General features: G+C 64.2%; 16 protein-coding genes. 9 read left to right on the top strand and 7 right to left on the bottom strand.

Features of this window, described 5'->3' with window-relative positions; translation table 11 throughout:
- Nucleotides 1-150 precede the first annotated feature (150 nt).
- The 6 genes from DBR12_RS05830 to DBR12_RS05805 all read left to right on the top strand — a co-directional run bounded on the left by DBR12_RS05830 (nt 151) and on the right by DBR12_RS05805 (nt 5,491).
- Nucleotides 151-735, top strand: coding sequence for an alpha/beta hydrolase (locus tag DBR12_RS05830; protein ID WP_108616393.1), 585 nt, complete (start codon nt 151-153; stop codon nt 733-735).
- 209 nt (nt 736-944) lie between these two features.
- On the top strand, nt 945-1,949 hold the full coding sequence (locus tag DBR12_RS05825) for a sulfate ABC transporter substrate-binding protein (RefSeq protein WP_108616396.1): 1,005 nt from the start codon (nt 945-947) through the stop codon (nt 1,947-1,949).
- A gap of 33 nt (nt 1,950-1,982) precedes the next feature.
- Complete coding sequence (gene cysT, locus DBR12_RS05820) at nt 1,983-2,852, top strand: sulfate ABC transporter permease subunit CysT (protein ID WP_108616392.1); 870 nt, start codon at nt 1,983-1,985, stop codon at nt 2,850-2,852.
- Nucleotides 2,849-3,754, top strand: a complete 906-nt coding sequence (gene cysW, locus DBR12_RS05815) for a sulfate ABC transporter permease subunit CysW (RefSeq protein WP_108616391.1) — start codon at nt 2,849-2,851, stop codon at nt 3,752-3,754. Before cysT ends, cysW begins: the two co-directional genes overlap by 4 nt.
- Nucleotides 3,755-3,779: 25 nt before the next feature.
- On the top strand, nt 3,780-4,904 hold the full coding sequence (locus tag DBR12_RS05810) for a sulfate/molybdate ABC transporter ATP-binding protein (protein WP_108616390.1): 1,125 nt from the start codon (nt 3,780-3,782) through the stop codon (nt 4,902-4,904).
- Nucleotides 4,905-4,960: 56 nt separating this feature from the next.
- The gene (locus tag DBR12_RS05805; protein WP_199226638.1) at nt 4,961-5,491 is read left to right on the top strand and encodes a disulfide bond formation protein B; all 531 of its coding nucleotides are present in this window, start codon (nt 4,961-4,963) and stop codon (nt 5,489-5,491) included.
- A 52-nt stretch (nt 5,492-5,543) separates the two neighbouring features.
- Here the strand turns inward: DBR12_RS05805 and DBR12_RS05800 are convergent, their stop codons facing one another.
- The gene (locus DBR12_RS05800) at nt 5,544-6,212 is read right to left on the bottom strand and encodes a glutathione S-transferase (protein WP_108616389.1); all 669 of its coding nucleotides are present in this window, start codon (nt 6,210-6,212) and stop codon (nt 5,544-5,546) included.
- The gene (locus DBR12_RS05795; RefSeq protein ID WP_108616388.1) at nt 6,209-7,210 is read right to left on the bottom strand and encodes a rhodanese-related sulfurtransferase; all 1,002 of its coding nucleotides are present in this window, start codon (nt 7,208-7,210) and stop codon (nt 6,209-6,211) included. The genes DBR12_RS05800 and DBR12_RS05795 overlap by 4 nt, the downstream gene beginning before the upstream one ends.
- Nucleotides 7,211-7,300: 90 nt before the next feature.
- Here DBR12_RS05795 and DBR12_RS05790 point away from each other — a divergent pair, with 90 nt between their 5' ends.
- Nucleotides 7,301-8,929, top strand: coding sequence for an HD family phosphohydrolase (locus DBR12_RS05790; protein ID WP_108616387.1), 1,629 nt, complete (start codon nt 7,301-7,303; stop codon nt 8,927-8,929).
- A 217-nt stretch (nt 8,930-9,146) separates the two neighbouring features.
- Entirely contained in the window at nt 9,147-12,068 is a 2,922-nt protein-coding gene (locus DBR12_RS05785; RefSeq protein ID WP_108616386.1) for an EAL domain-containing protein, read from the top strand.
- A 91-nt stretch (nt 12,069-12,159) separates the two neighbouring features.
- On the opposite strand, the gene DBR12_RS05780 is transcribed toward DBR12_RS05785, so the two are convergent.
- Nucleotides 12,160-13,038 carry a LysR family transcriptional regulator gene (locus DBR12_RS05780; RefSeq protein ID WP_108616385.1) on the bottom strand — a complete coding sequence of 293 codons (879 nt, stop codon included), beginning with the start codon at nt 13,036-13,038 and terminating at the stop codon, nt 12,160-12,162.
- A gap of 113 nt (nt 13,039-13,151) precedes the next feature.
- Between DBR12_RS05780 and bla the strand changes: the two genes are divergently transcribed.
- Nucleotides 13,152-14,066: a class A beta-lactamase gene (gene bla / locus DBR12_RS05775; protein ID WP_108616384.1), complete on the top strand. Its 915-nt coding sequence runs from the start codon at nt 13,152-13,154 to the stop codon at nt 14,064-14,066.
- Here bla and argA read toward each other — a convergent pair.
- The 4 genes from argA to DBR12_RS05755 all read right to left on the bottom strand — a co-directional run bounded on the left by argA (nt 14,053) and on the right by DBR12_RS05755 (nt 19,985).
- Entirely contained in the window at nt 14,053-15,399 is a 1,347-nt protein-coding gene (gene argA / locus DBR12_RS05770; protein WP_108616383.1) for an amino-acid N-acetyltransferase, read from the bottom strand. The genes bla and argA overlap by 14 nt on opposite strands.
- An 84-nt stretch (nt 15,400-15,483) precedes the next feature.
- The gene (locus DBR12_RS05765) at nt 15,484-17,523 is read right to left on the bottom strand and encodes an AAA family ATPase (RefSeq protein ID WP_199226637.1); all 2,040 of its coding nucleotides are present in this window, start codon (nt 17,521-17,523) and stop codon (nt 15,484-15,486) included.
- Nucleotides 17,524-17,540: 17 nt separating this feature from the next.
- Nucleotides 17,541-17,792, bottom strand: coding sequence for a hypothetical protein (locus tag DBR12_RS05760; RefSeq protein WP_108616381.1), 252 nt, complete (start codon nt 17,790-17,792; stop codon nt 17,541-17,543).
- A 357-nt stretch (nt 17,793-18,149) separates the two neighbouring features.
- Nucleotides 18,150-19,985 carry a serine hydrolase gene (locus tag DBR12_RS05755; RefSeq protein ID WP_108616394.1) on the bottom strand — a complete coding sequence of 612 codons (1,836 nt, stop codon included), beginning with the start codon at nt 19,983-19,985 and terminating at the stop codon, nt 18,150-18,152.
- Between the last annotated feature and the right edge of the window lie 4 nt (nt 19,986-19,989).

The following is a 19,989-nucleotide window of genomic DNA, read 5'->3' as shown; positions in this document are numbered from 1 at the left end:
GGGCGGGCGAATGGGGTTAAACCGGGCGAAAAACAGCCCAAAGACTGGGTGGAGGCGGCAAATGAGTGCCTTTTTTAGATGATTTTGAGATTAAATAACAAAAATTAAGTCGTTTGGGTTTTAAAGAGTGGCTCGCAGAATGCCAGCCCTGTGACCCCTAACACCTCCATCATCATCGTCCCCGGCTGGCGCGACTCGGGCCCCGGCCACTGGCAGAGCCTGTGGGCCGAGCGCCTGCCCCATGCTCGCCGCGTGGTGCAGGACGACTGGATCACGCCCACGCGCTCAGCCTGGGTGGGCCAGCTTGAAAAGACCGTGCTGGCCGCGCCGCACCCTGTCGTGATTGTGGCGCACAGCCTGGGCTGCATTGCTGCCAACCACATGGGTCCGGAGGCTGCGGCCAAGGTGTGTGGCGCGCTGCTGGTGGCCCCGGCTGACCCTGAACGCCGGGCCATCCTGAGCGACTTTGCGCCTGTGCCCTACGCCGCGCTGCCCTACCGCAGCATCGTGGTGGCCAGCAGCAACGACCCGTTTTGCCCCATCCGCCTGGCGGGTGCTTACGCACGGGCCTGGGGCAGCGAGTTCGTGCGCATGCAGAACGCGGGGCATATCAACATCGACTCTGGCCATGGCGAATGGCCCCTGGGTTGGGCGCTGCTGCAGTCGCTGGAGGGGGGGGCTGCCGCCCATCCACAGGCAGCCACACCTACGCACTCCCTGCCCACCGCGTTTTGATTGCTACCGATTGTGTAGCAATCAAACCATGCTGGTAAGGCGGGGGAGCCTATTTTTGATGCGAAAAGTGCGGCAGCAGTCTGCTGCACGCAGCCCATCAGTAATCCATATGCCGATAGTTGATTATTTAACAAAAATATATTCTTTTGAGTTTTAAGGGCGCCTCCGCACAATCAGGCATCTCCAGCAATTTTTTGGGCGACAACACCATGACTTCTTTGAGACTCAAGACCCTCCTGGCCTCCCTGGCCCTGGCTGCCAGTGGCATGGCTGCCGCACAAAATTCGCTGCTCAATGTGTCGTACGACGTGGCCCGTGAGTTCTACAAAGACTACAACGCAGCCTTTGCCGCGCATTACAAGAAGACCACCGGCCAGGAGGTGAAGATCGACCAGTCGCACGCAGGCTCCAGCGCCCAGGCCCGCGCCGTGAACGATGGCCTGGCCGCCGACGTGGTGACCATGAACACTACGACCGACGTACAGTTCCTGGCCGACAACGGCGCGGTGGCCAAGGACTGGGCCAAAAAATTCCCGCACGACGCATCGCCCACCACCTCGACCATGCTGTTCCTGGTGCGCAACGGCAATCCCAAGAACATCAAGGACTGGGAAGACCTGATCAAGCCTGGCATACAGGTCATCGTGGTGAATCCCAAGACCGGGGGCAATGGCCGCTATGCGTACCTGGCAGCCTGGGGCGCCATCCGTGAAAAGGGTGGCACCGAGGCCCAGGCCGCCGAGTTTGTCGGCAAGTTGTACAAGAACGTGCCCATCCTGGCAAAGGGGGGGCGCGATGCCACCGCCACCTTCCTGCAGCGCAACCAGGGCGATGTTCTGATCACCTTCGAATCCGAAGTGGTGTCGATCGACCGCGAATTCGGCGCTGGCAAGGTCGACGCGATCTATCCGTCCGTCAGTGTGGTGGCAGAAAACCCCGTGGCCGTGGTGGAGCGCACCGTGGCAAAGAAGGGCACGGCCCAGCTGGCCAAGGCCTACCTCGACTACCTGTATTCGGATGAAGCCCAGGAAATTGCAGCCAAGCACGCCATCCGTCCCCGTTCGGAGGCTGTGCTCAAGAAGTACGCCGACACCTTCAAGCCGGTCAAGTTGTTCACCGTGGGCAAGTACTTCGGTTCGCTGACTGAAGCGCAGAAGGTGCACTTCAATGACGGTGGCCAGTTCGACAAGCTGTACACGCCCGGCGCCAAGTAAGCCCAGCGCGCCTCTCGTCTCACTACCTCACATATGACCACTGCGACTGCTGTGGCCGCAGCCCCGGCCGGCCGGCGTGCGCCCAAGCGCGTGCTGCCTGGCTTCGGGCTCACGCTGGGCTACACCCTTTTCTACTTGAGCATCATTGTGCTGATCCCGCTGTCGGCACTGATCTTCAAGACCTTCACCCTGACCTGGGAGCAATTCTGGGCCGCCATCAGTGCGCCGCGTGTGATGGCTTCGTACCGGCTCACGTTCGGCGCATCGTTTTTGGCAGCACTGGTCAACCTGGTGTTTGGCTTGCTGATTGCCTGGGTGCTGGTGCGCTACAAGTTCCCCGGCAAGAAGGTCGTGGATGCGCTGGTGGACCTGCCGTTTGCGCTGCCGACCGCCGTGGCCGGTATCTCGCTCACAGCCTTGCTGGCAAGCAATGGCTGGATTGGCAGCATTCTGGAGCCCATGGGCATCCAGCTGGCGTTCAAGCCCGCAGGCATCGTGATTGCGCTCATCTTTATCGGCCTGCCGTTTGTGGTGCGCACCGTGCAGCCTGTGCTGGAAGATGCTGAAAAGGAACTGGAAGAAGCCGCCACCTGCCTGGGCGCCACGCGCTGGCAAACCTTCACCAAAGTCATCCTGCCCTCCATCACCCCGGCACTGCTCACCGGCTTTGCCATGGCGTTTGCGCGGGCGGTGGGGGAGTACGGCTCGGTCATCTTCATCGCGGGCAACATGCCCATGGTGTCTGAGATCACACCGCTCATCATCATCGGCAAGCTGGAGCAGTACGACTATGCAGGCGCTACCGCCGTGGCGGTGGTGATGCTGGTCATCTCCTTCATCCTGCTGCTCATCATCAATGCGCTGCAAGCCTGGCAGCGACGCCACGCGGGAGCTCCAGCATGAGCGGCAACAACTCCCGAACCATCCGCCGCGCACAAGCGGGCACGACCGAAGCGCCCTGGGTGCGCTACACGCTCATCACCTTGGCGCTGGCCTTCATGCTGCTGTTCCTGGTGCTGCCGCTGGCCGCTGTGTTTGCCGAGGCGCTGCGCAAGGGCTTTGGCGCCTACCTGGAAGGCCTGCGCGAGCCCGATGCCTGGTCGGCCATCAAGCTCACGCTCATCACAGCGTTGATTGCCGTGCCGCTGAACCTGGTGTTCGGTGTGGCCGCCGCGTGGTGCATTGCCAAGTACGAGTTCAAGGGCAAGGCTTTCTTGACCACGCTGGTGGACCTGCCGTTTTCGGTGTCGCCCGTGGTGGCGGGCTTGGTCTATGTGCTGATGTTTGGCGCGCAGGGCTGGTTTGGCCCGTGGCTGGCGGCGCATGACATCAAGATCATTTTTGCCGTGCCGGGCATCGTGCTGGCCACTGTGTTCGTGACCTTCCCGTTCATCGCCCGCGAACTCATCCCGCTGATGCAGGCGCAGGGCAACGACGAGGAGCAGGCAGCCATCGTCCTGGGGGCCACCGGCTGGCAGACCTTCTGGCATGTGACGCTGCCCAACATCAAGTGGGGCCTGTTGTATGGCGTGATCCTGTGCAACGCCCGCGCCATGGGCGAGTTTGGTGCCGTGTCGGTGGTGTCGGGCCACATCCGTGGGCAGACCAACACCATCCCGCTGCATGTTGAAATTCTCTACAACGAATACCAGTCGGTCGCCGCGTTTGCTGCAGCGTCGCTGTTGGCCTTGCTGGCCCTGGTCACTTTGGTCATCAAGACCATTGCCGAACATCGCAATGAGCAGGCCATGAAGGCCGCGACCGACCTGCCGCCCGAGCGTCCTGCCGACGCTGCCGCCCGTTGAACCGCCTGCTGAAGGAAGAAACACCATGAGCATTGAAATCCGTAACGTCAGCAAGCAGTTTGGCGACTTCCATGCCCTGCGCGATGTGAGCCTGGACATTGCCTCCGGCGAATTGATTGCGCTGCTGGGCCCATCGGGCTGCGGCAAGACCACGCTGCTGCGCATCATCGCCGGGCTGGAGACGGCCGATGTGGGCACCATCCACTTCAGCGGCGAAGACACGACCGACGTGCATGTGCGCGAGCGCAATGTGGGCTTCGTGTTCCAGCACTACGCGCTGTTTCGCCACATGACGGTGTTCGAGAACGTGGCTTTTGGCCTGCGCGTCAAACCCCGAAGCGAGCGCCCGAGCGAAGCGCAAATCAAGCAAAAGGTGACCGACCTGCTCAAACTGGTGCAGCTGGACTGGTTGGCCGACCGCTACCCCTCGCAGCTGTCGGGCGGCCAGCGCCAGCGCATTGCCCTGGCCCGCGCCCTGGCCGTGGAACCCAAGGTGCTGCTGCTCGATGAGCCCTTTGGCGCACTCGATGCCAAGGTGCGCAAGGAATTGCGCCGTTGGCTGCGCCGTCTGCACGACGAACTGCATGTCACCTCGATCTTCGTGACCCATGACCAGGAAGAAGCGCTGGAAGTGGCCGACCGCGTGGTCGTGATCAACCAGGGCCGCATCGAGCAAAGCGGCTCGCCCCAGCAGGTGTGGGACCAGCCTGCCAGCCCGTTCGTGTATGGCTTTTTGGGCGATGTGAATCTGTTCCATGGCCGCGCGCACGAAGGACTGGTGCACCTGGATGGCATGCAGATAGACTCGCCCGAGCACAGCCAGGCGCAAAACGCCAAGGCGTTTGCCTACGTGCGCCCGCACGACCTGGATGTGGAGCGCTATTCACCCGGCGCGGGCCTGGACGCAGAAGGCCGCCCGCGCGGCATCGTGGCCCAGCTGAGTCGCGCCATTGTGGTGGGGCCGATTGCGCGGCTGGAACTTATTCCGACCGACGACCACAAACCAGCGGACAATGCGTCCCCAGAATCCCTGATCGAAGCGCAGATTCCTGCGCAGCAGTTCAAGGAAATGGGTTTCAAAGAGGGCGAAACGCTGGTGGTTACACCACGCCGCGCCCGAGTGTTCTTGGATCACGCCGCTGGTATCTGAGCTGTTTCCCCTGGGATGCCGCGCCAGTTGCCGCGCGGCCTTGAGGGATAACAAAGATGTTGTTGAACTGGATGGATCAGGCCCCGCGCCGCGTGCTGGCGTTGATCAGTGCCGCCTGCGTGGCCATGCTGGCTTTTGGCATGTATCTGCAGCATGTGGTGGGCCTGGAGCCATGCCCCATGTGCATCGTGCAGCGCTATGCTCTCATTGGTGTAGCAATCTTCACAGGCCTGGCAGGCGTAAGGAGCCCAAAAGGCTGGTGGATGGGCTGGGGCGTGCTGGCGCTGATAGCCTCCGGCTTCGGCGCTTTTGTGGCTGCCCGCCAGAGCTGGCTTCAGTGGTACCCGCCCGAAGTCGCTACCTGTGGCCGTGACTTCTACGGCATGATCGAAAACTACCCCATCAGCCGCGCCATTCCCATGATCTTCCGCGGCTCAGGCGACTGCGCTGCCATTGACTGGACTTTCCTGGGCGGCTCGATTGCCAACTGGTCGTTTGTGTGTTTTGTGGGGTTTGCGGTGGTGCTGCTGGTGCTGCTGGCAAGAGGTCTGCGGGGCGGCCCAGCTCGCAGCCTTTCGATGGCCTGATTGCCGCCCTGTTGAAGGTCGCAAGGCGCCCCTTGCTGGGCGCCTTCGTCTTTCACGAGAGGGATGCACTTCTTGGAAAAGCGACCCCCTCCGTCCCATCCACCCACGCGGGCAGCTTGTGCATCACGCTGGCCCAAAGATCACTGGCCTGCCACTTGTCCAGCCAGTCTCGCAGCCGGGGCCAGGGCTGCGCTGCCCACCAGTCAGCATCAATGCCCGCAAATTGCCGCACAAAAGGTGCAATCGCCATATCGGCCAGGGCGGGGTGGCTGCCGAACAGGTAAGGCTGAGTCGAGGAGAAACGTGCCTCCAGCACACAGAGCCAAGCCACCGCCCGGGCGCGTTCTGCGCCATTGTCTGCATCTGGGTAGCGGTTGGGGTATTTGCATCGGTCCAGCGCCTGCTTGAACGGGCCATCGCATTCGGCAATCAGCGCCAGCATGTCTTGCAGATTTCCGTGGCTGGGGGTGAGCCAGCCCTGGGGGTCGTGCCGGGCCAAGGCCCACAGCATGATCTCCAGGCTCTGCTCGAGCACCTGGCCGCCCGGCAGCACCAACACCGGCACCGTTCCCTTGGGCGACGCCAGCAGCAGGCCCTGGGGCTTGTTCTTGAGCACCACTTCTCGCAACTCACAGGCCTGGTCGCTCACGGCCAGCGCCAGCCGGGCGCGCATGGCGTAGGGGCAGCGGCGGAAGGAGTAAAGGACGGGCAGGGCGCTCACGTTGCGCCACCCATGCCATCGTCCCCCGCGTCCTTGGCCGCAGTGCGTGCGGGGTGGCAGGGTTGTTGGGCGCCGATGTGCTCTTGCCCACGCAGTCGGGCCAGCTGCATCTGGCGCTCGCGCTCGGCCAGGGCGCGTTCCTGCTCGGGCGTGCGGGTGCCATGGCAATAGGGGCAGCTCACGCCGGGCACGTAGTGGGGCGACTGCAGTTCGGTCTCGCCCAATGGCATGCGGCAGGAGCGGCACAGCTGGTGGTGGCCGGGCACCAGGCCGTGACCCACGGACACACGCTCGTCGAATACAAAACAGTCGCCATGCCAGCGGCTGGCTTCTTCGGGCACGGTTTCCAGGTATTTGAGGATTCCGCCTTCAAGGTGGTACACCTCTTCAAAGCCCTGTGACTTGAGGAGGGCCGTGGATTTTTCGCAGCGAATGCCGCCGGTGCAGAACATGGCCACGCGGGGCTTGCCCGCCAGCACACCGCCGGGTTGTGACTGCTGCGCGACCCAGGCCGGTAACTCAGCGAAGGTCTGGGTGTGCGGGTTGATGGCGCGCTCAAACGTGCCTATGCCCACCTCGTAGCTGTTGCGCGTGTCCACCACCACCACGCCGGGGTCGTCGATGAGGGCATTCCAGTCCTCGGGTTTCACATAGGTGCCTGCGTTGCGTGCGGTGTTCAGGCCTGGCACGCCCAAGGTCACGATCTCGCGCTTGAGTCGCACACGCATGCGGTAGAAGGGCATGCGCTCGGCCCGCGCCTCTTTGTGCTGCAGGGCGGCAAAGCGCGCATCGCTGCGCAGCCAGGCCAGCACGGCGTGCACGCCCTGCGGTTCGCCTGCGATGGTGCCATTGATGCCCTCGGGCGCCAGCAACAGCATGCCGCGCACGCGCTGGGTTTCGCACAAAGACTGCAGGGGCTCACGCAGTGCGGCAAAGTCTGGCAGGTCCACAAACTGGTAGAGCGCGGCGGTGAGAAAGCGGGGTGTGACCGAGTCCACGAAATGGGCATTTTTGAGAGAAGGGGGTGATGATAGCTGTCACCTTTCGTTACGATGCAGGGTCGCCAACGCTGTTTCCAAGGTGTTTGTATGAGCAAGGAATCCACGATCCATCTGTTTCGTCGGCTGGAGCAGCTCAACGGCATTGGGGCGGCACTCTCGCGTGAGCGGGACATCGACCGGCTGCTAGAGAACATTCTGGAGGCCGCCAAGACCATCACGGGCGCCGATGGAGGCACGCTGTACAGCGTGACAGAAGACCAGTCGGCCCTCAAGTTCGAGATCCTGCGCACTGACTCGCTGGGCATCCGCCTGGGGGGCACCACGGGCAAGCCCATCGACCTGCCCTTGCTGCCTTTGCGCACTGCCGATGGTGCCCCCAATGATTCGCTGGTGGCTGCGCATGCCGCCATTCATGACCGCACGGTGAATATTGCCGATGCGTACAGCTCGGCAGGGTTTGACTTTTCGGGCACCCGGGCGTTTGACCAGCGCACGGGCTACCGGTCGCAGTCGTTCCTCACGGTGCCGATGAAAAACCACGACCGTGAGCTGATTGGCGTATTGCAGCTCATCAATGCTCGCGACCCGGACACTGGCGAGGTCATCACCTTCTCGCAGGCCGACCAGAGCCTGGCTGAGTCGCTTGCGTCGCAGGCCGCCATCGCGCTCACAAACCGGCTGCTTATCACGCAGCTGGAGCGCCTGTTCGAATCGTTCGTGAACCTTATCAACCTGGCCATTGACGAAAAATCTCCTTACACCGGCGGTCACTGCCAGCGCGTGCCCGCGCTCACCATGATGCTGGCCGAGGCCGTGGATGCCACCCGTGAGGGGCCGCTGGCTGGCTTCTCGATGTCTGACCGCGACCGCTACGAGCTGAAGATGGCGGGCCTGCTGCACGATTGCGGCAAGATCACCACGCCCGTGCATGTGGTGGATAAGGCCACCAAGCTGCAGACCATTTATGACCGCATCGGGCTCGTTGATACGCGGTTTGAAGTCCTCAAGCGCGATGCCGAACTGGCCGTGCTGCGCCGCCAGCTGGCGCTGCGCCCCGTGGTGGATGCGCGGGCCGAGGGGCAGGAACTGCAGGCCCTGCAGCACGAGATTCACGCGCTGGAGGAAGACCGCGAGTTTCTGCGCCGCAGCAACACCGGCACTGAAGCCATGCGCCCCGAAGACCAGCAGCGCGTGCGTGACATTGCTGCCATGCGCCACTGGCGCAACCCGCAGGGCGTGCAGACCAGCTTTCTAAGCGCCGAAGAGGTGGAGAATCTCACCATCCGTGCGGGCACACTCAACCAGTCCGAGCGGGACACCATCAACTACCACATCGTCGCCACCATCAAGATGCTGGAGACGCTGCCCTGGCCGCGCCACCTCAAGAACGTGCCTGAATACGCGGGTGGCCACCATGAGCGCATGGACGGCAAAGGCTACCCGCGTGGCCTCACGCGCGAGCAGATGTCCCTGCAGGCCCGCATGATGGGCATCGCAGACATTTTTGAAGCCCTCACGGCGGCCGACCGGCCCTACAAGAGCGGCATGACCCTGTCCCAGGCGCTGGCCATCATGTGCAAGATGCGCGACAACGGACACATCGATCCGGATTTGTTCGAGGTGTTTGTGCGCGAGGGGGTGTACCAGCGCTACGGGCAGGCGTTTCTGGACGCGGGGCAGGTGGATGCGGTGGACATCGGGGCGCTGGGGTTCTAGGGCTTGCGCAGGGCCGCTGGGGTGGGCATGCCCATGCTGGATTCCATTAACATATTGAACGCTTGAGCCACCGCCCAATGCGTGTCCTGACCTTTTCGAGGGGCCTTGCTTGCTGACCTCCAGGCTTCGTACTTCCGTGATCCACAGGCTATCCCTGTCAATATGGGGCCTGTTTCTGGGCTTGGTGATCCTCCTTTCGCTGCTTGGGTATGCAGCGATGAGTGCCGTTGCTGATCGCTTGGTGCCGTTGGTCATGCGCCAGGCGGTGGAGTTGCGCGCACAGTCCGTCGAGGGGCTCTTTGTCCAGGCCGGGCAGAGCGTCCAGCAGGTACAGCGGGATTTGCTGATGCGGCTGCGCGCTGTCGATCCTGAGGCCGCTCTGAGCCGGTTCGATGAGTTGTTTGCGCGTGGGCCGGACGGGCTGTGGCGCCTTCGGCCCGGGAAGGTGGACACGGTCAATGCACCCACCCTGTACCTGCACCATGGCCCCGATGGCCCGGACGAATCCACGCGCGTGCGCGCTGCCGTCAGCTACGACCTGCTGAGAGAGCGAGGGCCTGCACTGGTGCCGCCTTTTTTTTCCGCCTACATGGATTTTGTGGAAGATGGCTTGATGGTCTATGCGCGTGGTGTTGATTGGGGCAGTGGCGCCACCGCAGACGCCAGCAACGCAGACTACCCCACCATGCGGGGTGCAGACCCGAAGCGCAACTCGGATCGGCGCGTCTTCTGGACGCCAGTGTATTTTGACGAGCAAGCCAAGGCCTGGATGGTGTCGGTGATCCAGCCTCTGGACTGGCAGGGGCGCTGGGTCGGGACGGTGGGTCACGACCTGTCGATTGAAACCCTGATCGACGCAGTGGCCGCCAGCCGTGACCAGGCAGGCGTGCAAATGATCCTCAGTGCGGATGGGGACCTGATCTCCCACCCTGATCTGAGGGATCGGATAGCCGCAGCGAGTGGCCAGCTTCAGATCGCAGGCCTGAAGGACCCGTTGCTGGAGCAGGTTCACCACATGGTGTCGAACGCGCAAGCCGACCGCGGTGCGGGCCTGAGTGCCGACGGCACGCAATGGATTGCCTGGTCGCGGATCCGGGGGCCGAATTGGTACCAGATCTACCTGATGCCGCAGTCCAGGGTGAATGATCTCGTGATATGGGGAATGCTCGGACTGTGCGCCATTGGCCTTTTGGGGTTGATGCCGGTGCTGTGGTCCATGCGCCGGATGGTGAGCACGCTGGTGGTCCGTCCGCTGCAGCGCCTGACGGAAGCCGTCGATACCCTGGGCCAGGGGCGGACGCCAAGCCCTGTCGCACTCGGTTCGGAAGATGAGCTCGGCCGCTTGGCCCGGGCTTTCGACGCAATGGTGTCCGAGCTGCTCCAGCAGCGCGCCATTGCGGCGGCGCATGCGCAGGCATTGCAGTCCGAGGTGGACGAGCGGCGCCAGTACATGGTGAGCCTGGAAGAAGAGCGGGCCCGTCTTTTTGCGCTTCTGGGGGCCATGAAGCTGGGCATCCTCTTTGTCACGGCCGAGAACCAGGTGACCTACTGCAATCCCGCTTTTTTGAAGATCTGGCGCATTCAGGGCGATGAAGCGTCGTTTGTTGGCCGCTCTGTCAGCGACATCTTCCAGGCGGCGGGGCATGGTCCATCGTCCTTGGCGGCCCTGGCCCGCCACGCGCAGGATGCGTTCAAGGCGCCCGGGCTTTCCAGCCGGTATGAGATGGACCTGGGCGAGGGGCAGAGCCTGTTGCTGCTATCACACCCCGTGCATGACAGCGATAAGCGCTACATCGGCAGGCTCTGGATCCACGAAGACGTGACGCGCGAGCGCCAAACGGCGGCGCAGCTGATCTACCTTGCCGAGCGTGATGCCCTTACTGGGCTGTACAACCGCCGCAGGTTCGAGGACGAACTGCTCCGTTTCTTCCGGGGTCACGGGCGGCAGGAGTGTCGGGGCGCCTTGCTATTCTTCGATCTCGATGAGTTCAAGGCCATCAACGACACCTTTGGTCACCGCTACGGCGACTCGGTGCTGGTGCGCGTGGGCAACGATGTGCAGGCGCTGGTGCGCCAAACGGAAACCCTGTGCCGACTCGGGGGCGACGAGTTCGCGGTGCTGATGCCCAATGCAACGGTGGAGGATGCCCAGGGCTTAGCCGAGCGCATCGTTCGTGCCATTTCGCAGGGGCCGTTCAGCATTGAAGGGCGGAGCCTGAGGCTGACGGCCAGCCTGGGCATCGCTTTGGCGCCGCTGCATGCCGACAATGCCGAGGATTTTGTGGCTCATGCCGATGCCGCCATGTACCAGGCCAAGCATCTTGGCAAGAACTGCTGGTCCGTCTATCGGCACGACCACCACGCATCGCAGGAGATGATCACGCGCCTGGCTTGGAATGAACGCATTTCCAGAGCCATAGAGCACGACCTGCTGCGCCTGCACTATCAAGGGGTGTATGACGCTGTCACCGGGGAGCTGGCCCACCTGGAGGTGCTGATCCGCATGCTGGATGAGTCCGATATGACGCAGCTCATATCGCCCCGGCAGTTCATCGGCCATGCGGAAAAGAGCGGCAAGATTCTGGAGATCGACCGCTGGGTGGCGCGCAATAGCATTGCCATGCTGAGCGCGCTGCCCCATCTTCCAGCGCTCGCGATCAACATCTCGGCGCGCTCGTTCGATGACCCCAGCCTTCCCGGCTACATTGCGGCCCAGTTGCAGGCGGCGGGCGTGGCGCCCCAGCGCTTGCTGGTGGAGCTGACGGAGACCTCTGCGGTGTCTGACTTGCGCGATGCGGAGCGGTTCATCGACGCCTTGCACCACACGGGGTGCCAGGTGTGCCTGGATGATTTCGGGACCGGCTTTGCATCGTTTGCCTACCTCAAGCACCTGAAGGTGGATGTGCTGAAGATTGACGGACTGTTCATTCGCAACCTCACCAGCGAGCAGGACAACCAGGTGTTCGTTCGCGCCATCATTGACGTGGCCCGTGGGCTGGGCAGACGCACGGTGGCAGAGTTTGTGGAAAGCCAGGAGGCCATGGACATGCTGAAGACGCTTGGTGTGGACATGGTGCAGGGATACCACCTGGACAAGCCGCAGGCCGAGCACCCCGCGCTGGCCACACCCACGGTATAGGCGCTGGCTGCGGTGCTTCTGCCACTGCAGATAGATTTGCTATAAAATTTGTAGCTGCAATGGCAATGTGGGCGCGCGGAAACGGCAAAATTTATTCAAACTCTTCAGCGCTGGAGTGAGTCTGGGCCAAAAGCCAGTCGCTGAAGGCCGCCATGGCCCCTGTGGCAGGTCGTGACTGCAGCCGCGTGAGCCAGTAGGCGCCCCGGTGCAGCTCCTGAGCAAAGGGCTGCACCAGCCGGCCCTGGCGCAGTTCGCGGGTGAACATGCGCACCGGCAGCAGCGCCATGCCAGCGCCCTGGGCGGCCGCCTCTGCCAGCGTGAGGGACGAGTCGAATACCGCGCCGCGCACCACGGGGCAGGGCGCACCGGCGGCGTCGAACCAGGCCGCCCATTCATCCGTGCGGTAGCTGCGCAGCAGGGGCTGGCGCGCCAGGTCGGCCGCCGTGCGCAGGCCATGGGCCAGCGCGGGCGTGCACATCACCGACATGGGCGCATCCATGATGCGCTCGGCATGGGTTCCGTGCCAGGCGCCGTCGCCAAAGCGGATCGCAAAGTCCAGCCCCTCGCCCGCCATGTCCACCCGATTGTTGTGGGTGAGCAGGCGCAGGTCCACAAAGGGGCAGGCCTGCTGGAAGTCGCGCAGCCGGGGCAGCAGCCAACCTACGGCAAAGGTGCCCACGGCGCCCACCGTGAGCACCTCGCGCGGGCGGGTGTCGCCCAACTTTTCCAGTGCACGCTGCAGGTTGCCGAACGATTCCGCCACCACGGGCAGCAGCGCCTGGCCCTCGTCCGTCAGCGCCAGCCCACGCGGCAGGCGGCGAAACAAAGGTTTGCCCAAACGGGCTTCGAGCTTGCGGATGTGCTGGCTGACTGCCGTCTGTGTCACATGCAGTTCCTCGGCAGCCCGCGTGAGGTTCAGGTGGCGTGCCGATGCCTCGAAGGCGCGCAGGGCATTCAGCGGCAGGTGCATTTTGTGTAAAGGTGGCAGTTTTTCTTGGGTCTGGCGGCAATTATTGTCGATGGTGCTGGGGGCTGAACCCCCGTATCGTTCGGGCCTTGTTTCCCATCACACTTTCATTTGATATGCAAAGAAGACAGTTTTCCTTGGGTTTGATGGCTGCCACGGCCATGCCTTTGTGGGGTTGCGCTGCTGCCAGCAACCCAGCCAGCCGCGACCAGACCGCCCGCGCCTGGAACGATGCCCTCGTCACCATCGAACGCAGCGCCCAAGGCCGCCTGGGCGTGGCCATGCTGGACACCGGATCGGGCCTGGCGCTGGGCTGGCGGCAGGACGAGCGTTTTGCCATGGCCAGCACCTTCAAGGCGGTGCTGGCGGGTTGGATGCTGGCACTGGTGGACCAGGGCAAGGAGCAACTGGACAGCCGCGTGCACTACGCAGCGACAGAGGTAGTGGCGTATTCGCCTGTCAGCGGCCCCCGCGCGGGCGATGGTGGCGGGCTGACTGTCGGCGAGCTGTGCGCCGCCACCGTGAGCCTGAGCGACAACACCGCCGCCAACGTGCTGTTGGCGCGCCATGGCGGCCCGGCGGGATTCACGGCTTTTGTACGGTCATTGGGCGATGGCACCACGCGGCTGGACCGCACCGAGCCCGCACTCAATGAGGCTGCTGTGGGAGACCCACGCGACACCACCACGCCACTGGCCATGCTGCACACGCTGCAAAAGCTGGTGTTGGGCGATGCGCTCAGCATCCCATCCCGTGCCTGGCTGCAGCGCTGGCTGGCGGAGACGAGCACGGGCGACAAGCGCCTGCGCGCGGGCGTGCCGGGCTGGAAGGTGGGAGACAAGACGGGCACGGCCAGTGACAGCGGCACAGCCAATGACATTGGAGTGATGTGGCCCCCGGGCGGCGGCGCGCCGGTGCTGGTGACCTGCTATCTCACGCGGTCTGCGGCGGCGCCAGAGCAGCGGGACGCGGCGATTGCCCAGGTGGCGCGCGCCGTGGTGGCGGCGCGCGAGGGTTTCAGAGCTTCTTGACCAGCACCTGGCTCTTGCGGTCCCAGTTGTACTTGCGCTTGCGTGCATCGGGCAGCCAGTCCGGGTCCACGGGCGAGAAGCCACGCTTGATGAACCAGTGCATGGTGCGCGTGGTCAGCACAAAGATGCTGTCCAGCCCCAAGAGGCGCGCGCGCTGCTCGATGCGCTTGAGCAGCTTTTCGCCGTCGCCTGTGCCCTGGCTTTGGGGTGAAACGGTCACGGCGGCCATCTCGGCAGTTTTGGCTTCGGGGTAAGGGTAGAGTGCAGCGCAGCCAAAGATCACGCCGTCGTGCTCAATGATGGTGTAGGTGGCAATGTCGCGTTCGATCTCGGTGCGGTCGCGTTTGACCAGGGTGCCGTCCTTCTCAAACGGCTCGATCAGCTGCAGGATGCCGCCCACGTCGTCAATCGTGGCCTCGCGCAGCTCTTCGAGCTTTTCGTCGATGACCATGGTGCCGATGCCGTCGTGCACGTACACCTCCAGCAGCAGCGATCCATCCACCGCAAACGGCAGGATGTGGCTGCGCTCCACGCCCGCCTTGCAGGCCTTCACGCAGTGCTGCAGATAAAAGCCCGTGTCGGTGGGCTGCTGCGCAGGCGGCAACTGCGCCAGCAGGGCCTGAGCGGCGGCCAGAGGCAGTTCGGTGTCGATGGGGTTGTCGTCACTCTCGGGCTCGGTGGGCGACATGCGGATGCCCTGCACCTCGGTCAAGAAAATGAGCTTGTCGGCCCTCAGCTCGATGGCGACGCTGGTCGCCACTTCTTCCATGCTCAGGTTGAAGGCCTCGCCCGTGGGCGAGAAGCCGAATGGCGACAGCAGCACCAGCGCGCCCATGTCCAGCGTCTGCCGGATGCCCGCGACATCCACCTTGCGCACCAGACCCGAGTGCTGAAAATCAACGCCGTCCACAATGCCCACGGGCCGCGCCGTGAGGAAGTTGCCCGAAATCACCCGCACCGTGGCGCCCGCCATGGGCGTGTTGGGCAGGCCCTGGCTGAATGCGGCCTCGATCTCATAACGTAGCTGGCCTGCTGCTTCCTGCGCGCAATCGAGCGCCACCGAGTCGGTGATGCGGATGCCGTGGGAGTATTTGGCCGCATGCCCCTTGGCCGCCAGCTGCTCATTCACTTGCGGGCGAAAACCGTGCACCAGCACGATCTTCACGCCCATGGCCTGGATCAGTGCCAAGTCCTGCGCAATGTTGTGCAGCTTGCCCGCCGCAATCGCTTCGCCCGTGAGCCCGATCACAAAGGTCTGGTTGCGGAACTTGTGGATGTAAGGCGCCACCGAGCGGAACCAGGGCACAAAGGTGAAGTTGAAGACGGCGGACATGGCGGTGCAAGCGGTGGGGCGGGCCTTGAAAGGACGGAAAAATCGACAACGGCGGGCGGCCCTCTGGGGCCGCCAAACCGCGCATCATAAGCATGCTGAGCTTTGCTGCGCCACCTGCGGTTCCACATTCGGCGCCACAGCGGGTGCAGCGCTGCCGTCTGTGTGTCGCTGAAACGCCGCCAGCCGCGCCGCAAAGGGCTCTAGCACCAAGGCTTCATCGGGCCCAGACGTGGGTGGCACCGTGATGGCGATGTCGCTCTGAGCCATCAGCGCCTGCATCTCGGGGCGGGCGATCATGCCGTGGTCCATCAGCGCATCCACCAGCCGGTTCAGCGCGCCCTGGTGCTGGCGCAGCAGGGCACCGGCGCGCTGGTACTGCGCCTGCAGCAGCGCCTCGATGGCTGCGTTGCTGGGTGCCACATCGGTGTTGATATGGTTGTCCATCTCCACCGTCACGTCGGTACGGGCCAGGCGCGTACCAAAGCCGTGGTGGCGGATATAGCGCGCGGCCTCGGCTGTCACCTGCTTGTAGTCCTGCTCGGCGCCCGTGGTGCAGGCCATCTCGCCAAACACCAGCTCCTCGGCCACACGGCCTGCCAGTCCCACGCACATCATGTCCAGCGCGTTCTGGCGCGTGGTGACTTTCAGGCCCGCAAAACTGTTGTAGCCGCCCTCGAACGAGGCGATGTTGATCTTCACCTCCTGTGGCGCCTGCCCAAACAGCAGGCCGTACACCAACGCATGGCCCGCTTCGTGCACCGCCAGCAGTGCGCGAAAGTCGGCATTGGCGCGCTGCTTGAGCTGGTTCAGCTCCAGCGCTACTGCAAAAAGCGCCTGCTGGGCCCCGGCCTGCACCACCAGGTGGCGCTTGTCCGTTGCGAGCGTGATGGGGTAGGTGGTGGAGAGCGGCAGCGCATTCTCCAGCACCCACAGCGCAGCCTTCACGAGGTTGGCGCTCAGGATGGCGTGCACCGACGAGAACAGTGGCCGTGTGCCTTGGGCGGGGAACACGGCGTTGGCATACAACTCATCGTGCACATCCTGGGCAATGGCAAAGCGCACGCCACACTGGGTGGCAATGTCGTCGCAGTAGCGCGTGCAGAGATTGCGAATCAGCTGTTCGTACGTGGCCTTGTTGAACGACGGGTACACCACATGCTCGTTCCCTAGCCGCGCGATCTGCTCGGGTTTGAAGCGCTCGCTCAATGCCTTCTTCACGTCGATGAGCGACAGCCTGCGTGTGAGGCGGTGAAAGATGTCGGCATCGGTGTCGCAGTCTTCCACGCGCTGCGCGGTCTCGTGGTACATCTCGTCCAGGTTGCCGCACACAAACACCAGCAGCTTGCTGTAGTCGGTCTCCCACGACGACAGCGATTGCTGGAACCGCGTGAACAGCGCCTGCACCTGCGCGGGCGGCCACTGCATGATCTCGGCCAGGGGCTCTTGCAGCTTGAGCATGCGCTTGAGTTCCTGCGCATCCCAGGCATCGAGCTGGAAGCGATAGGGCTTCTTGCCTGCGCGCTCGTCGTCGCCGTCTTCGGCGCGTTCGGCCTCGTAGTGCGCATCGGCCAGCTTGCGCTCGATGTTGGTGAGCGCGCTCAGTGCCGGGGGCAGGCGCCCGTCGGAGAGCAGCGTCCACACATCCTGGTAGCGCTCCACTTTCACGTCCTCGCCCTTGCGGTCCACAGTGCGAAAGCGCTGGAACTCGTCCAGCACCAGGATGCCGGGCGCGCCTTCGTGGATGCCCGAGTCGCCCAGCATGCCTGATATGGACGAGCTGCGGTAGCTGGCGCCATGGCTGAAGCCGTCCATCTGCACTTCCACAAATCGGTCGTAAAAGCCCAGCAGCTGCGCCAGGCGCCGCGTGAGCTGCGTCTTGCCCGTGCCCGTCAGGCCCCACAGGCAGACGATGACGGGCCGGGTAATGAGCTGTGGCAGTACATACCAGGCGCGGATGGCATCGACCACGCGGTCGATCACGTCGTCGATGCCAAACAGCTCAGCCTTGAGTTGCTCGGCGGTGTGGGCCAGCGCCTGCTGGCGCTGGGCCAGCAGGGCCCGGTGTGTTTCGGTGGGCGGGTGCTGCCCATGCGGCAGCGTTGGAGTTTGGGTTGAAAGGTCCATGTTTTTCTTCGTTCTTGTCATTCGCGCTCGGTAAAGCGAGCGTTCAGGGTCGCCTTGCGCAGGGCGACGGTGTCCGCACGGCGCTGGGCGCCACGGGCTCGGATGTGTTTGCCTGCTGCGCTGGACAGGCTGCGTTGGGCCAGTGCGGCGGCCACAGGGTTTCGGGGCGGGCCCGAGGCTTCGAGCTTCAACACCAGGGGCTGCTTCATGCGGCGCAGCTTTTTGATTTCACCCTGGGCGAAGGCCCGAGACAGTTTTTTGGCACTCATGTGTGCGTTCCACAAACAAAAAACCCCGGCAAACTAGCCAGGGCTTGTGGAGCGCTGCACGGGGGTGCAGGAGGTCGCTTGTCTGCCATGGCTGGATGCGTGAAAACACAGTCCAGCCGGGGCGGTGGACAGTGGTCAGGCGGGAGCGAACAAGGGAACAAACATAGCGGTGACCTCCAGGGCTTTCAGGGGATGGCCGACATGGCCGCACAGTGCTGAAAGAAGGCGCGATTGTGGCGAGGCGTGCTGCGCGTGGCAAGTGCAGAGGGCGGGGCACCGGCGGATATGTCGCACAAAACGCACAGTGCGGGCAAAGCATGCGCGCAGTGCCCGCACTGTGCATTGGTGCACAGCGGATCAGTCGTGGCGGCGGTACACCCAGCCTGCGGCGTGCATCCATTCTTCCTTGTCCTGCGTGTGCACCACCAGCTCCACCAGGTCGCGGCCCGCGTTGTGTGGCACCTGCACCGCCATGCCCGCGCGGTCGGCCGACATGGGGCGCAGGAACTGGCTGTCGTCCCAGAATAGGTAGCCGGGCAGGTCTGGCAGCTCCTGCAGGCTGGCGGCCCCCACGCCCATGGCCAGCGGGATGGATGTGGGTGCCTCGTTGGCCAGCAGCCAGGTGCTGCCCAGCCGCGCTGACCACTGCGGCGGCAGCGGGGCAGGGGCCCGCGGCATCTGCTGCGCAACAGGCGTGGCAACTCCGTAGTGCCCGGCTGCGGCGGGCTCGCGCGCTAGCAGGTAGCGGCTGCCCTCGGCCTGTTCCCATCGGTACTGAATACGGGGCTGGGCATCCGACCACCACCAGCCATCGCTGCGCAGGCGCAACCCGGCGCACAGGGGCTCCCATCCTTTTGCTTTGGCGGACCAGGTCGACAGGTCCACTTGCTGGCTGTCCGGTGATGTGGCTTTGATGGGCTGTGCGGAGCAGCCATAGATGCCCAGCAGGGCGTCTACCGCGCTGGAGGAGATGGTGGCCAGCGCCGGAGGGGCCATCGACACCTTGGGTGGCAGTGCGCGCAACTGCCCCGTCTCCTGCAGCGCGCGCAACAGGATGCCTTCGGCGACCGGCCCGGGCTTGAAGCCGGGCGCACTGCCGGTGATCAGCAGCGCCAGGCCCGCCTGCGGCAGCACATAGAAGTCGCTGGCGTAGAACATCGTGCTGCCGCTCTTTTGCCATGCCACAAAGCCTGCGGCTTCCAGCCCGGGGTGCTGGGTGCTGTCCCAGCCCAGGCCCCAGTGCCAGTCAGGGGTGAGGTGCTTCAGGCGCATGCCATGGTTCTGGGTGCGGCCCATCTCTGCCACGGCGGCCTTCGAAACGACGCGCTGGCCATCCAGCTCACCGCCCCGCATCAGCAGGGCAGCGAGCTTCATCATGTCGCCCGGGGTGGTGCACAGCCCACCGGTGGCATAGCCCATCACAAACTCCTGGCCCTGGCGGGCATCGCCGATGTACCCGTGGGCAAAGCTGCCTGCGGGCAAGGGCTGCAGCGTGTAGCCCGAACGCGCCATGCCCAGCGGGTTGAGGATGGCCGACTGCACAAACGCAGGATAGGCCTGCCCGGTCACCGCGAGCACGATGCGCTCGACCAGGGTGAAGCCGTCGTTGCAGTACACGGCCATGGCGCCGGGCGCGTGCTTGAGGTGCACATCGGCCAGGGCCGTTTCCAGCTCCGCCGCATAGCCCGATTGCGGGGCAAAGGCAAACAGGTGGCGGGTGTAGGTACCGGGTAGCCCCGACGCATGGCTCAGCAGGTGCCGTACCGTGATCTCACGGTAGCCCGGCGACAGCATGGCGAACTGTGGCAGGTAGCGCACCACGGGCGCATCCAGCTCCACCAGTTGGCGGTCCACCAAAACCATCACCGCCAGCGCTGCCAGCACCTTGCTCACAGAGCCCACATTAAAGCGCGTGTCGGGGGTAGCAGGCGCGCGGGAGCTATCGTCCAGCACGCCAAATGCCTCCTGCCAGACCAGGCGCTCGCCCTGCAGCAGCGCAATCGATGCGGCCCGCGCCCTGCTGGCCTGCATTGCCTGCCGTATCTCGTGGCGGCCCCAGGCCATGGTGGCTGGCAGCTGGGGCCCGGGGTTGTTGCTGCCGCCGCAGCCTGGCAGCCAAGGTGCCATGGCGGTGGTGCCCGCCCATGCCAGCCAGTCGCGGCGGGACGGGAGGTGGGATGTCGCACGGGGCAGGGCG

The sequence above is a fragment of the Acidovorax sp. HMWF029 genome, from assembly GCF_003060895.1.
Classification (GTDB): domain Bacteria; phylum Pseudomonadota; class Gammaproteobacteria; order Burkholderiales; family Burkholderiaceae_C; genus Acidovorax.
Note: the sequence above shows the minus strand (reverse complement) of the source record. Positions and strands in the feature narration are given on the sequence as shown.